Source organism: Peteryoungia ipomoeae (genome assembly GCF_004912165.1).
Classification (GTDB): Bacteria; Pseudomonadota; Alphaproteobacteria; order Rhizobiales; family Rhizobiaceae; genus Allorhizobium; species Allorhizobium ipomoeae.
Window position 1 is genome coordinate 231,761 of record NZ_STGV01000002.1, and the last position, 14,046, is coordinate 245,806.

General features: G+C 63.0%; 9 protein-coding genes. 4 read left to right on the forward strand and 5 right to left on the reverse strand.

The window, feature by feature from the left end; genetic code table 11:
- Window positions 1–111: 111 nt before the first annotated feature.
- Window positions 112–1,320, reverse strand: coding sequence for an acetyl-CoA C-acetyltransferase (locus tag FAA97_RS07545; RefSeq protein WP_136597927.1), 1,209 nt, complete (start codon window positions 1,318–1,320; stop codon window positions 112–114).
- Window positions 1,321–1,516: 196 nt separating this feature from the next.
- On the reverse strand, window positions 1,517–3,310 hold the full coding sequence (locus FAA97_RS07550) for an acyl-CoA dehydrogenase C-terminal domain-containing protein (RefSeq protein ID WP_136597928.1): 1,794 nt from the start codon (window positions 3,308–3,310) through the stop codon (window positions 1,517–1,519).
- Window positions 3,311–3,698: 388 nt separating this feature from the next.
- On the opposite strand from FAA97_RS07550, the gene FAA97_RS07555 reads away from it, so the two are divergent.
- The 3 genes from FAA97_RS07555 to FAA97_RS07565 all read left to right on the forward strand — a co-directional run bounded on the left by FAA97_RS07555 (window position 3,699) and on the right by FAA97_RS07565 (window position 9,531).
- On the forward strand, window positions 3,699–7,601 hold the full coding sequence (locus FAA97_RS07555) for a peptidoglycan-binding protein (RefSeq protein WP_136597929.1): 3,903 nt from the start codon (window positions 3,699–3,701) through the stop codon (window positions 7,599–7,601).
- Window positions 7,602–7,805: 204 nt separating this feature from the next.
- Window positions 7,806–8,723 carry a sulfite exporter TauE/SafE family protein gene (locus tag FAA97_RS07560; RefSeq protein ID WP_136597930.1) on the forward strand — a complete coding sequence of 306 codons (918 nt, stop codon included), beginning with the start codon at window positions 7,806–7,808 and terminating at the stop codon, window positions 8,721–8,723.
- Window position 8,724: 1 nt separating this feature from the next.
- Window positions 8,725–9,531 carry a TIGR02186 family protein gene (locus tag FAA97_RS07565; RefSeq protein ID WP_246041365.1) on the forward strand — a complete coding sequence of 269 codons (807 nt, stop codon included), beginning with the start codon at window positions 8,725–8,727 and terminating at the stop codon, window positions 9,529–9,531.
- Between the two features lie 4 nt (window positions 9,532–9,535).
- Here the strand turns inward: FAA97_RS07565 and FAA97_RS07570 are convergent, their stop codons facing one another.
- Window positions 9,536–10,039, reverse strand: coding sequence for a winged helix-turn-helix transcriptional regulator (locus tag FAA97_RS07570; RefSeq protein ID WP_136597931.1), 504 nt, complete (start codon window positions 10,037–10,039; stop codon window positions 9,536–9,538).
- A 91-nt stretch (window positions 10,040–10,130) separates the two neighbouring features.
- Between FAA97_RS07570 and FAA97_RS07575 the strand changes: the two genes are divergently transcribed.
- On the forward strand, window positions 10,131–10,682 hold the full coding sequence (locus tag FAA97_RS07575; RefSeq protein ID WP_136597932.1) for a dihydrofolate reductase family protein: 552 nt from the start codon (window positions 10,131–10,133) through the stop codon (window positions 10,680–10,682).
- Between the two features lie 8 nt (window positions 10,683–10,690).
- On the opposite strand, the gene pdeM is transcribed toward FAA97_RS07575, so the two are convergent.
- A complete protein-coding gene (pdeM, locus tag FAA97_RS07580) occupies window positions 10,691–11,374 on the reverse strand; it encodes a ligase-associated DNA damage response endonuclease PdeM (RefSeq protein ID WP_246041389.1) in 684 nt (227 codons plus the stop codon).
- Window positions 11,375–11,462: 88 nt separating this feature from the next.
- Window positions 11,463–13,970, reverse strand: a complete 2,508-nt coding sequence (locus FAA97_RS07585; protein WP_136597934.1) for a ligase-associated DNA damage response DEXH box helicase — start codon at window positions 13,968–13,970, stop codon at window positions 11,463–11,465.
- Between the last annotated feature and the right edge of the window lie 76 nt (window positions 13,971–14,046).

Sequence of the window (14,046 nt, forward strand, 5' to 3'; positions counted from 1 at the left end):
GCTCGGCCACCCTCTCCCCGAGGGGAGAGGAGGATTGGCCAGCGCTGCGGCGACATCTCTTCTCCCCAGCGGGGAGAAGGTGCCGGCAGGCGGATGAGGGGGGCTACCCCATCAAACGCGTTCGATCACTGTCGCGGTGCCCATGCCCGCGCCGATGCAGAGGGTGACCAGCGCGGTGTTCAGATCGCGTCGCTCCAGCTCGTCGAGCACCGTGCCGAGGATCATCGCGCCGGTGGCACCGAGCGGGTGGCCCATGGCGATTGCGCCGCCGGCGACGTTCATCTTGGCGTGGTCGATGTCGAAATGCTGCATGAAGCGCAGGACGACGGCGGCGAAGGCCTCGTTCAGTTCGAAGAGGTCGAAATCGGAGATCTTCATGCCGGTGCGGGCGAGAAGCTTTTCGGTGACGTCGACCGGGCCAGTCAGCATCAGGGCCGGATCGGAACCAATATTGGTGAAGGCGCGGATGCGGGCGCGGGGCTTCAGGCCCATGGCCTGACCGCCGGCCTTCGAGCCAACGAGAACGGCGGCTGCACCGTCGACGATGCCAGAAGAGTTGCCGGCATGGTGGACATAGGTGATGCGCTCGATTTCCGGATGCGCCTGGATGGCGACGGCTTCGAACCCGCCCATTTCGCCCGGCATCTGGAAGGAGGCCTGCAGGCTTGCCAGCGACTGCATGTCGGTGCCCGGGCGCATATGCTCGTCGCGGTCGAGAATGGTCAGGCCGTTGACGTCTTTTACCGGAATGACAGACTTGGCGAAGTTGCCGGCGGCCCAGGAGGCGGCGGCGCGCTTCTGGCTTTCGACGGCATAGGCGTCGACGTCGTCACGGGTGAATCCATATTTCGTGGCGATCAGGTCGGCCGAGACGCCCTGCGGCATGAAATAGCCGGGGAAGTTGACCGAGGGGTCCATGTACCAGGCGCCACCCGACATGCCCATGCCAACGCGGGACATGCTTTCGACGCCACCGGCAATGACGATGTCGTCGGAACCGGCCACGACCTTGCCGGCGGCGAGGTTGATGGCATCGAGACCCGAGGCGCAGAAGCGCGAGATCTGCATGCCCGGCGCCTTGAAATCATAACCGGCTTCGAAGGCGGCGGCCTTGGGGATCACGGCACCGGCTTCCATGACCGGATCGACGCAGCCGAAGATGATGTCGTCGACCTTGGCCGTGTCGAGGCCGTTGCGGTCGCGCAGCGCTTCCAGCGTGCGTGCAGCCAGACGCGGCGTCGGCACTTCGTGCAGCGAACCGTCCTTCTTGCCGCGACCGCGGGGGGTGCGCACGTGGTCGTAAATAAAGGCTTCCGTCATGTTTCTCTCCCTTGGGCGCCTGGGCGCCTGAATTTCAATGTCCTCCGCCTGCCATTCTTTCGGCAAGACGGGGCCGCATCCTCGGGTCAACCCTCCCCCTTGTGGGGAGGGTCGGAGCGCAGCGACGGGGAGGGGTAACCCCGGAACAAGGCCCCTCCCCAACCTTCCCCACAAGGGGGAAGAGCAGGTCGCGCGATCAAAACGCCTCGGCGGCCATTTCCATCAGGCTGTCGGCACCGGTTTCGATGCGGGCCTTGCGGAGTGATGTCTCCGGCATGACCTTTTCCATGTAGAAGCGGCCGGTCAACAGCTTGTTCTTGTAATAATCGGCGTCGCCGGAGCCGGCGGCGAGGTTTTCATTGGCGGCCTTGGCCATCTTGGCCCACATGTAGCCGAGCACGACGAGGCCGAAGAGGTGCATGTAATCGGTGGAGCCGGCGCCGGCATTGTCGGGCTTGGCCATGGCGTTCTGCATGAACCACATGGTGGACGCCTGCAGGTCGTTCAAGCCCTTCTTCAGGCTCTTGGTAAAGCCGGCCATCGCCTCGTCGTTGCGGTTTTCCTCGCAGAAATCACCGATTTCCTTGAACAGCGCCATGACGGCCCGGCCGCCATTGAGACCGAGCTTGCGGCCAACGAGATCGAGCGCCTGAATGCCGTTGGCGCCTTCGTAGATCATGGCGATACGGGCATCGCGGACATACTGGGACATGCCCCATTCCTCGATATAGCCGTGGCCGCCATAGACCTGCTGGGCCATGACCGCATGGTCGAAGCCCTTGTCGGTCAGCACGCCCTTGAGGATGGGGGTCATCAGGCCGAGAATGTCATCGGCGGCCTGACGCTCGGCAGCATCCGTCGAGCGATGGGCGATGTCCGACTTCAGCGCCGTCCAGAGCGTGAAGGCGCGACCAGCCTCGTTGAAGGACTTGATCGTGAGCAGCGCACGACGGATGTCGGGATGCACGATGATCGGATCGGCCTTCTTTTCCGGCGCCTTGACGCCAGACAGTGACCGGCCCTGGATGCGCTCGCGGGCATAATTGGCGGCGTTCTGATAGGCGATCTCGGAGATCGACAGGCCCTGCAGGCCAACGCCGAGGCGGGCTTCGTTCATCATGACGAACATGGCGGCAAGGCCCTTGTTCTCAGCCCCGATCAGGTAGCCGGTCGCCTCGTCATAGTTCATGACGCAGGTGGCGTTGCCGTGGATGCCCATCTTGTGCTCGATCGCACCGCAGGAAACCGTGTTGCGATCGCCGACCGAGCCATCATCGCCGACCATGAACTTCGGCACGATGAAGAGCGAAATGCCCTTGGTGCCTTCAGGCGCGCCCTCGATGCGGGCGAGCACCAGATGGATGATGTTATCCGACATGTCGTGTTCGCCGGCCGAGATGAAGATCTTCTGGCCGGAGATCTTGTAGGAACCATCACCATTCGGCACGGCCTTGGTGCGCAGCAGACCGAGATCGGTTCCGCAATGCGGCTCGGTGAGGTTCATGGTGCCGGTCCAGATGCCCTCGACCATCTTCGGCAGATATTTCTGCTTCTGCTCATCCGAGCCGTGGACGAGGATCGCGGCAATGGCCCCCTGGGTCAGGCCCGGATACATCATCAACGCCATATTGGCCGACGACATGTATTCGCCGACGGCAGAGTGCAGCGTGTAAGGCAGCCCCTGCCCGCCGAACTCGGCCGGAACGGCGAGACCCAGCCAGCCGCCCTGACAATAGGCATCATAGGCCTGCTTGAAGCCCTTCGGCGTTGTGACGGAACCATCGTCCGCGCGCTTGCAGCCTTCCTGATCGCCCGAAAGATTCAAGGGAAAGAGTTCTTCTTCCGCAAGCCGGGCGGCCTCACCGACAATCGCCTCGACCATGTCAGGCGTCGCATCCTCGAAGCCGGGAAGGTTGTTGTAACGCTCGAGGCCGAGAACATCGTTCAGGATGAAAAGCGTGTCGTTTACGGGAGCCTTGTAGACGGGCATCGGGCATCTTCCTCCAAAGACAAAATTCCGAGCGGATCAGATCAGGCCCGCTTATACAAAATATTGACGTGCGCGTAAACGTCAAAGTTCTGACTGCTTGCGATTTTTGCGTCCGGCGCGGCGCGCAAGGCGGAAACGCGGCGCCTCAGGCCGACCGAACCGTCGTCTTGATGCCTCAACGGCCCAAATGAAGAATTCCTCCCTGCGCTTAACTGCTTCTTTACCATGTTTCCTGAAAAGTTGACCTGACAGCCGGGTCTCCGCAATCGATTCCGACCGATGCGCCACACCTCCTAAGGGGTGGCAAAACAGAGGTTGGACTGATGGGAGACCCAGCACCCCTTACCGCGGCATCGGCGATTGCCGACAGCATCGAAGCGAGCAGAACATGAACGGATCTCGATCCCCCTCCCAGCGCCCCGGCGGCCCATCCTCGCTGGATGCCTTGAGCCGCACGATCGAAGGGCTGGAAGCGCGCATCGGCGACCTGATGGAGCAGAGCGGACGCCGCCGGCCGGACGAGCCGCCACGCGGCGAAAGCCCGTTCCGGCCTGATCCGCTCCGCGAAATCCGCGAACGCCAGCGCGCCCTTGAGGAGAGCCGTCTGCGCGCCGCAGAGGGTGCAGGTGCCATACGCCAGCCGGATGCCGCTCTCCAGCCGCGGGCGCCTCTGCGCGAGCCAGCGCCGGCCCTCAGGGAACCCTATGCGCGCGACCCGCAGCCAGGATTCGACAATCGCCCTGCCCTGCGTCCGGCGGAGCGCCAGGCGACGGACTTTGCACATGCCCTGCTTGGCCTGCGCCAGGATTTGAAGAAGGACTTTGCCGACAGCCTGAACCGGGAAGTTGTTGGCCTGCGCGAAGAGATGCGCTCGATCCGCGCGCTTGCCGAGGCAACTCGCCCGGGAGACGACCTGCGTGCCGACATTGAGCGGCTGGCGGATAGCATCCACCATCTCGACAGCGCAAGGAGCCCGGAGACCGAAGGGCTTCGGGAAGACTTCAATCAGCTTCGGTCTCTGATGGATGGCCTTGCCCGCGAGGACTCCGTGCAGCGGATGGAACGTCGCTGGAGCGATGTCGAAGTTAGGCTCGACCAGTTTGACCCTGAGGCCATCCGGGAGGAAATCCTGCGGCTTGCCGACAGGCTGGATGCGATGAAGGTGCAGCTTGGTGGCCTTGCCGACCGCAACGCCATCACCGTCCTCGAGGACAAGCTGATCTCCGTTGCGGCCGCGCTGGAGCAGATCAGCGCGCAGATCGACCCCAATGAACGGCTGGTGATGGAGCAGTTCGCCGGCCTCGACCTGAGGCTGGACGAAATCAGCCGCGCGATTGCCGCAAGCCGCAACAATGCCGCGAACGACCCGGCGAGCTTCCAGCGCCTGGAAGAACGCCTGGCATCGATGGCAACCCAGATCGACGATTTCACCACGCGGCCCGCCGCAGACGATCACGCCTCTCGCGAACTCGCCGAACGCCTGGAGATCCTTTCGCAGCGGATTGAACAGCTTTCGGCAGAACAGAGCGTGCTGCGTGTCGAGGAACGCATCGACCAGCTTTCCGCCTATCTGGAGCAGCATCACCAGCCGCAGGAACTGCCAGACCTGACCGGTTATCTTGCCGATATCTCACGCAAGATCGACGCGATGGATTATGGCTCGACCCATGACCTGCTCACCGACCGGCTTGAGGCGCTTACCCTCAGGATCGAGGAGATGGAACGGCCGGTTGCCACGCAGGCTGTCGATGACAGCGCGCTGCGCAGCCTGGAAGGCCGCCTCACCGCCGTGGTCGATCGCCTGGAGGAAAGCCAGGGCAATCAATCCGGCTTTGAAACTGCGAGCCTTCGCGGCCTTGAAGAACAGATCGCCCATCTCTCCACGCTGATCAGCCAGCCGATGGCGGCGCAGCCTGATGTGGCCGATCGCATCTCGGCGCTTGAAGACTACGTCGCGACCAGCGACGAATACATTATCGAAGCGGCGCGCCAGGCGGCGGAAACCGTCATGGCGAATTTCGCCCAGTATAGCGGCGCGACCGGCGGGGCGAGCGCGACAGACATCGGCGTTCTGACCGCGCTTGCCGATCACCTGAAGCAACTTGAAGAGTATTCGCGCCATTCGGAAGAACGGACGCACCGCACCTTCGAGGCGCTGCACGACACGCTGGTGCAGATTGCGGGTCGCCTGGACGAACTGCATGAGGGCGCGCGCCATGATGGGCCGCAGGTGGACGACGTGAGCCAGCCGGAACCGCGGCGCTGGGCCGACGAGGAAGCGGCCTATACCGTCCCTCCGACCCGCGACCACGCTGCCGAAGCTCGGCACAACGATCCTGCACCATCCGTGGCATGGGAACAGCCGGCTGCACGATACGAGGTTGCCGAGCCCGTTTCGACCGCACCCGACAGCATTCCGGCCCCGGCGCCTGAACCGGCTTATGCCTACCATCAGGAAGAAGAGGCGCAGCCTACAGCAAAGCTGGACCATGGAGCGACGATCCCTGAGGTTGTCGTTTCGACTGGTGAGCGCGAAACGGCGAGCGCCAAGCCCAGCCTGCTTGCCGGCCTTGGTCGAAAGATCATGCCGGGTCGCAAGGAGCCTGCCGCTCCCGATGCAGCCGACGCGCCCTCCACAAGTCCCGAAGGCCGCCAGGTCATCTCGCCTGCGCCGTCGATCGACCCGGTCGAGGTTCTGCGACCGGACGATACCAATGAATTGCTCGAACCCGGCTCCGGCGCGCCGGATGTCCGCAAGATCCTGGAGCGGGTTCGCGCCAGCCAGCAGCAGGCCGCAAGACAGGCAGCAACGACCGAGACGCGCGACGACCGTGCAGACTATATCGCCGCGGCGCGTCGGGCCGCCCAGGCGGCTGCGATGGAAATGAACCGGGCGCAGAAGACGGCAGCAAGCGGCGACGATGCCGCAGCCTCCGGCGCCGGCGAAGCTGGCAAGACCTCGCTACTTGGCCGCTATCGTCGACCGATCCTCATTGCCGTGGGCGCAGTCCTGCTGGCGGCGATGGCCATGCCGCTCGTCAACACCTTCCTGCAGCCGGCAAATGTCATCGCGATCGACGCGCCGACCCAGGACGCTCCAGAAGGCGCACCCGATGAGACGAGTGCGCTTGATGCCCCGGCAATCGGCGCCGCCGTTGCGGGCGATGCCATCGCGGCCGGCGACGCGGGCAATGTCGCTGCGGCAGACGCTGAAACGGCGACAGCACCTTTCGGAAGACCGGTTGAAACGCAGCCCGAACCGCTTGTTGCAAGCGCCATGGCGGGAGGCGATAGCGCAGCCCCCGTCGAAGGCACGAACATGGAGGCGGCTTCATCCACGCCTGTCACCGATGCGCCGTCTGACGCGCAGGCAGCTTCGGCGGAGATCGCAAACGCCGCATCCGCTGCGCAACCCGTTGCAGACAGCGCGATATCCATCGAGGTGCCAGCGGCCATTACGCCGGCATCGCTGGTGGAGGCTGCAAAACGCGGCGATGCCGTGGCTCTGTTCGAGATCGGCGCGCGCTTTACCGACGGTCGCGGCGTGCCGAGCGATTTTGCTGAAGCCGCCAAGTGGTATCGCCTGTCTGCCGATCGCGGCTTTGCGCTGGCGCAGTATCGTCTGGCCAATTTCCTCGAAAAGGGCACCGGCCTTCCAGCCGATCCTGCCGAAGCCAAACGCTATTATGAACTGGCCGCGAGTGCGGGCAATGCCAGCGCGATGCACAATCTTGCCGTCATGCACGCCTCCGGGCGCGATGGCACGCCGGATTATGGCAAGGCCGTGGAATGGTTCACCCAGGCCGCCGAGCACGGGGTGTCCGACAGTCAGTTCAACCTGGCGATCCTGCTGGCCCGCGGCAATGGCGCCGGCCAGGATCTTGCCGGCTCCTACAAGTGGTTTGCGATTGCGGCCAAGGGCGGCGATGCCGATGCTGCGGAAAAGCGCGACGAGGTGGGCAAGGCCCTGCAACCCGCCGACCTGGAGCGCGCAAAGGCCGAGGTCGATGCGTGGAAAGCTAGGGAACCCGACCTGGACTCCAATACAGCCAACATGCCTGATGAATGGGCGGGCAAGGGCTTGAAGACCTCAAGCGTCGACATGAAGAAGGCCGTGACCAACATCCAGGCCATTCTCAACAAGAACGGCTTCGATGCCGGCAAGCCGGATGGCGTGATGGGCGAAAAGACCGTGACCGCGATCAAGGCCTTCCAGGCGTCAAAGGGTCTCGCCCCGACCGGACAGGTGGACGACAAGCTGGTCAGCGCACTTTTGACGAACAACAAGTGAGCTTCGTCACAGAAGGCACAAAATCGCAGCTTATGGCTAGGGTGTCGGTTGACACTCCAAGCCCTGGGGGCGCAAGAATGTAATCGGCTGGGGCCAAGGACTATCAAGCACTTGGGCCAAATCTGAGATAATTCCAAACGAGCCGTTGCCGGCTCGATGTCCACCGTGCCGCAAGGTGCGGTCTGCTGCATTTGGGGCCTGAAAGTGACGATCTATTTGCCGATCGCCGAGTTGTCGGTCAACGTGTTCATCATCCTCGGCATGGGCGCGGCTGTCGGCTTTCTCTCGGGCATGTTCGGCGTCGGCGGCGGGTTTCTCATCACGCCGCTTCTGATCTTCTACAACATTCCGCCTGTCGTTGCCGTTGCCACCGGCGCAAACCAGGTCGTGGCCTCCTCCGTTTCCGGCGCGATCAGCCATTTCAGGCGCGGCACGCTCGACATGAAGCTGGGCTTCATGCTGCTCATCGGGGGTCTGGTGGGCGCGACGATCGGCGTCTGGATCTTCTCATGGCTGCGGCGGATGGGTCAGCTGGACCTGATCATCTCGCTGCTCTACGTCGTTTTTCTCGGCACGGTCGGCGCGCTGATGCTGATCGAGAGCCTCAGGGCGCTGCGCCGCGCCTCGCGCAACGAGAGCGTGCCGCTGAAACGGCCGGGCCAGCACAACTGGGTGCACCGGCTGCCGTTCAAGATGCGTTTCAAGAAGTCGAAGATCTACCTGAGCGTCATCCCGATCCTGGCTCTCGGCTTTGCCATCGGCATCCTGACTTCGGTGATGGGTGTCGGCGGCGGCTTCATCATGGTGCCGGCGATGATCTATCTTTTGCGCATCCCGACCAACGTGGTTGTCGGAACATCGCTGTTCCAGATCATCTTCACCACGGCCTACACGACCATTGTGCAGGCTTCGACCAACTATTCCGTCGACATCGTGCTTGCCTTCATCCTGATGGTCGCCGGCGTCATCGGGGCGCAATACGGTGTGCGGGTCGGGCAGAAGCTGCGCGGCGAGCAATTGCGAGCACTGCTTGGTCTCCTGGTTCTTGCCGTCGGCGTGCGTCTTGCGATCCAGCTCGTGGTGACGCCGGCAGACATCTACTCGATCGCGATCGGAGGCTGAGATGAAGATCGGCCTGCCGTTGCTTGTCATGATCGTTGCGCTTCTCGGCGCTGCCCCCGGCGTGCGGGCGCAAAATCCGCTGGAGTTGCAGATTGTCGGCGGCGAGACGCTGGATATCGGCACCTCGACCAGCGAAATCGCGATTACCTCCGATTTCACCGGCGCGGATCTGACGATCTTCGGTGCGCTTTCCAATGTCGATCAGCTGCTTCTGGCCATCGGCCAATACGATGTGGTGGTGACGCTGGAGGGCCCGCGCGACTGGACGACGGTGCGGCGCAAGGAGCGGCTGTTCGGCATCTGGGTCAACCGCGCCTCGATGACCTTCGAGCAGATGCCGATTTCCTATTCGCTGGCGAGCACGCGGCCGGTGGAGCAGATCGCGGCCGATCAGCAATTGACGTCGCTCGGCGTCGGCATCGATCACCTGGCGCTGACGCCAACCGGTTTCATCAGCACGGCAGCCAATCTCTCCGAGTTCCGCGAGGCCTTCCGGCGGCTCAAACAATCCGACGGGCTCTACCAGCGGGATACGGGCGGCGTGCGTTTCGTCTCGTCGAGCCTGTTCAAGGCGACACTGCGCTTGCCGGCCAACATTCCAGACGGCGTGCACACGGTGAAAGCCTATCTGTTCAAGTCCGGCCAGTTCGTGACCGAGAAGGAACAGCCGCTTCGCGTGATCAAAACCGGCCTTGAGGAAATGATCACGCAGGCCGCGCATGAGCGCCCGATCTTTTACGGCCTGTTTGCCGTGGCGCTTGCGCTTCTGACGGGCTGGGCGGCGAGCCTGATCTTCCGCAAGGACTGACGGGTCAGCGCGCGGGGTCGAGCCTTGCCTTGACGTCAAGATAGGCTTGCGTGAGTTCGGCCAACACATCGCGGGCGCCGGGCTTGCGCGGCTCTCCCAGATGCATGACCCGCAGCTCCTGCATGAAGGCTGCCCAGAGGTCGGGACCGGCCTCCTCCAGGATCTGGGCCCGGATCGCCAGATCCTCGCTGACCGGCATGTGCTTGCGCCCCCAAGCCGCCATCATGGCCAGCATCGGTACAAGCTCGATTGCCTCCGCCGTCAGGCTGTAGATGCCCTTCTGCTTGTGCGCGGGATCATCGGCCCGCGTCAGAAGGCCGTTCGCAGTCAGACGTTTCAACCTGTCAGCTAGAATGTTGGAGGCAATGCCCTCTTCGGAATTCTGCAGCAATTCGCGAAAATGTCGGCGATTGCCGAACATCACGTCGCGGATGACGATGAGGCTCCAGCGATCTCCCAGCACTTCCAGTGTCAGATTGATCGGGCAACCCGAGCGTTGCGTGGTCATGATGCGCACTCCAAAACTGATTGCGTCTTGCCACCAGATCCGCTAGGGATCAACTGATTTCAATATGCAACCGGTTTATGAGGGGAACAAGATGCGCAAGTTGATCGGCTGGAACCTGATGTCGCTGGACGGGTATTTCGAGGGGGAAACGCCTTGGGACCTCGCCTTTCACATGGCGGCGTGGGGAGAGGATATGCGGAACTATGCCCTCTCGCTGGGCGAGGAGACCGACTTCATCGTCTTCGGTCGCAAGACCTATGAGGGTATGGCTGCCTATTGGCCCGAGGCGACAGAAGAACCTGAGATCAAGGCCTACATGAATACCAAGCCCAAGGGCGTGGCAAGCCGCACTCTCTCCGAAGCGACCTGGAACAACACGCGCATCCTGAAGGATGCCGTATCCGAACTTACGGCGATGAAAGCGCAGGAGGGCAAGGCCATCTTCATTTTCGGCAGCGCCGAACTGCAGCAGGAGATGCTGGAAGCAGGGTTGATGGACGAGCTGCGAGTATGCGTGGCGCCCGTGCTGCTCGGCCGGGGAAATCCGCTGTTCAAGCCCGGCTCCGAAAAGCCCCTCAGCCTGATTGAGGCCCGCCCCGTCGACACGGGTGCCGTGATACTACGCTACAGCGTGGGCCGTTGAATTGAGACTCAGGCGAGCAGGTTGCCGTAGCGGACGGAGTAGATCCGGTCTCGCCCCAAGAGATGGGCGATCAGGTCGGTGCGGGCGAAGAGGCCGGTGAACGCCTTGTGGCGCAAATCCAGCCCACCTGTGGTGACACCGAAGGACGGCATGACCATGCGGCTGCCATCGGTTGCGAAACACGGCCGTCGCACGGACTTTTCCCGGCGACGGACGGTGGCCGCGGGATGCAGGTGACCGGCGACCTCGCCTCGGCCATGCGCGAGTGACGGCTCGTGCCGGAAGGTCAGCCCCGCAAGCGTGAACTCGTCGAGCGAGATGCCGGGCAGATCGCATATGCCGTCGGGATCGTGGTTGCCGTTGATCCAGATGATGTCGCGGCCAACGGCCAGGCTTCGGATCATCTCACGAAAGGCCTGTGGCATGAGGGCCGAGCCGACGCGATCGTGGAAATTATCGCCGAGGCTAATGATGGTTCGCGGCTGGTAGCGCGCGAGAACGGACTGCAGAAGCGTGAGCGTGGCGAGCGTGTCGTAAGGCGGCAGAAGCTGGCCCCGTCGCGCGAAGGCGGCGCCCTTTTCCAGATGCAGATCCGACACGACGAGCGTATCGTGATCTGGGAGATACAGGGCACCGGTCAGATCGCAGACAGCCGCGACGCCCGAGAGGGCGATCTCGGTCGTGCAGTCCATCGTTTCGATCGGCGTCAGGCGCCGTGCCGTCAAACCCGTCATCATTCCGGTCCCGCGAATTGGCCGCTTCTTATCCGCATCAAGCCGTTTACGCCATGGCTTCGGCGATAAGATCGTCCGCTGCCATGGAAAGCACATGCTCCTGCGCCTCGCCGGCCACCGGCTCCTTGCCGATTTCGAGAAGGACCGGAACGGCAAGCGGCGAAATATGGGTCAGCCGCTTGTGCAGGATATGCCCCCTGATTCGTGCCAGCATATCGGCAAGCCGGGCGATGTCCAAAAGTCCCTGCGCGGCATCCTGCCGCGTGGCCTGCAGCAGGATATGATCCGGTTCGTGGCTGCGCAGCACGTCGTAGATGAGATCGGAAGAGACCGTGACCTGACGACCGGATTTTTCCTTGCCCGGATGGCGCTGCTCGATCAGCCCGGCAATGACGGCGCAGTTGCGGAAGGTGCGCTTCAGCATGAAGCTCTCGTCGAGCCAGCTTTCGAGATCGTCTCCGAGCATATCCTGGTCGAAAAGCTCGGCAAGGCTTAAAGCCCCGCGCGCGATCAGCGAGCCCATGTCCTCAAGTCCCCAGATGGCAAGCGCGTAATCCGTTGCGACGAAGCCGAGCGGCTTCGCACGCATACGCTCGAGGCGGCGGGTGAGCAGCATGCCGAGTGTCTGATGCGCGAGCCGCCCTTCGAAGGCATAGACCACCATGTAGAAGCGTTCGCCGCGGGGAAAGGTCTCGATCAGGAGATCGCCGCGCTTTGGCAAGACCGACTTTTCCTCTTGCAGGGACAGCCAGTCGCGCACCTGATCCGGCAGGTTGGCACGGCGATGGGGATCATCGAGCATGGCGCGCACCTGATCGGCGAGATAGGTGGACAGCGGAAACTTGCCGCCGGCATAGGCCGGGATCTTCGGATCCATCGAAAAGGCGTTGGAGACCAGGCACTCATTGTCGCGGATGCCCTCGAAGCGCAGGACCTTGCCGGCAAAAAGGAAGGTATCGCCCTGGGTCAGCTGCTCGAAGAAATATTCCTCGACCTTGCCCAGCGTCATGCCGCCGCGCCCGATGGAACCGAGGTGGTTGCGTTTGACCATTCGCACATTGAGCATCGGCATCTCGACGATGGTGCCGAGGTTCAGCCGGTACTGCTGCGCCACCTGCGGATTGGACACGCGCCAGAGACCATCGGCCCGGCGGCGGATACGGGCGTATCGCTCGTAGGTCTTCAGCGCATAGCCGCCCGTTGCGACGAAATCGACGATGCGGGAAAAGGTCTCGCGCGGCAAAGCGGCGTAAGGAAGCGCGGTGCGAACCTCGCGGTAGAGGGCATCTTCGTCAAAGGCATCGGCACAGGCCATGCCGAGCACGTGCTGGGCGAGGACGTCGAGCGAGCCTTCGCCCACCGGCGGCGTATCCTGCGCGCCGATATAATTGGCGTCGAGGGCTGCCTGGCATTCCATGACCTCGAAGCGATTGGCCGGAACGAGGATGGCGCGCGAAGGCTCGTCCATGCGGTGATTGGCGCGGCCGATGCGCTGGGCGAGCCGGCTTGCCCCCTTGGGCGCCCCGACATGGATGACGAGATCGACATCGCCCCAGTCGATGCCAAGATCGAGCGTCGAGGTTGCGACGACGGCGCGCAGACGATTTTCCGCCATCGCCGCCTCGACCTTGCGGCGCTGGGACACGTCGAGCGAGCCATGGTGGAGCGCAATGGGCAGGTTGTCGTCATTGACCGTCCAAAGCTCCTGGAACAGCATTTCGGCCTGGGAGCGTGTGTTGACGAAGAGAAGCGTCGTCTGGAAGTCCTTCAGCACCCGATAGATTTCCGGAATGGCATGGACGGCGCGGTGGCCCGACCAGGGAATGCGATCCTCTGTCTGCAGGATGGTGATATGCGGACGTGCCCCGCCATCGACCGTGATGACGCCCGCGGCGTTTTCGCCCTCTTGCCGCTGTTCGACCAGCCAACGTCGAAGATCCATCGGCTCGGCGACGGTGGCGGAGAGGCCGATGGTCTTCAATCCCGGCGCAAGGTCGCGAAGCCGTGCGAGACCGAGCGACATAAGGTGACCGCGCTTGGAGGTGACCAGCGAGTGCAACTCGTCGAACACGACATAGCGCAGATCCCCAAAGAACCTTTTGGCATCGGCATGGGATATGAGGAGCGCCAGCTGTTCCGGCGTCGTCAAAAGAATGTCGGGCGGATGGGTCTTCTGTCTCTGCCGCTTGGAGGCCGGCGTGTCGCCGGTACGATTTTCGATCGAGATGGGCAGGCCCATTTCCGTGACCGGCTTCATCAGATTGCGCTCGATATCGACGGCAAGCGCCTTCAAGGGCGAAATGTAGAGCGTGTGGATGCCGGTGAAGGCTTCGCCAGGCTTCTTGCGCCCGCGCGCGGTCAGTTCCGTGAGAGACGGCAGAAAGCCGGCCAGGGTCTTGCCGGCGCCGGTCGGCGCGATCAGCAGCAGACTTTCGCCCGATCTCGACCTTGCCAGCAGTTCCAGCTGGTGATCGCGCGGCGCCCAGCCCTTTTCGCCGAACCAGCGAAGGAAGGGGGCAGGCAGGAGGGCAAGGGCGGAATCATCTGAGCTCACCGGCTGAAGGTAGTGACTGGGCAGAGAAAGAGAAGAGGGTAGCGGCTGCCTTGCAGCAGATTGAAGAGATCAGGCA

Bases quoted from the DNA above. Each gene is read 5' to 3' on its own strand.
- FAA97_RS07555 (WP_136597929.1), top strand. From the start codon at position 3,699: ATGAACGGATCTCGATCCCCCTCCCAGCGCCCCGGCGGCCCATCCTCG.
- FAA97_RS07545 (WP_136597927.1), bottom strand. From the start codon at position 1,320: ATGACGGAAGCCTTTATTTACGACCACGTGCGCACCCCCCGCGGTCGC.
- FAA97_RS07570 (WP_136597931.1), bottom strand. From the start codon at position 10,039: ATGACCACGCAACGCTCGGGTTGCCCGATCAATCTGACACTGGAAGTG.
- FAA97_RS07550 (WP_136597928.1), bottom strand. From the start codon at position 3,310: ATGCCCGTCTACAAGGCTCCCGTAAACGACACGCTTTTCATCCTGAAC.
- FAA97_RS07575 (WP_136597932.1), top strand. From the start codon at position 10,131: ATGCGCAAGTTGATCGGCTGGAACCTGATGTCGCTGGACGGGTATTTC.
- pdeM (WP_246041389.1), bottom strand. From the start codon at position 11,374: ATGGACTGCACGACCGAGATCGCCCTCTCGGGCGTCGCGGCTGTCTGC.
- FAA97_RS07565 (WP_246041365.1), top strand. From the start codon at position 8,725: ATGAAGATCGGCCTGCCGTTGCTTGTCATGATCGTTGCGCTTCTCGGC.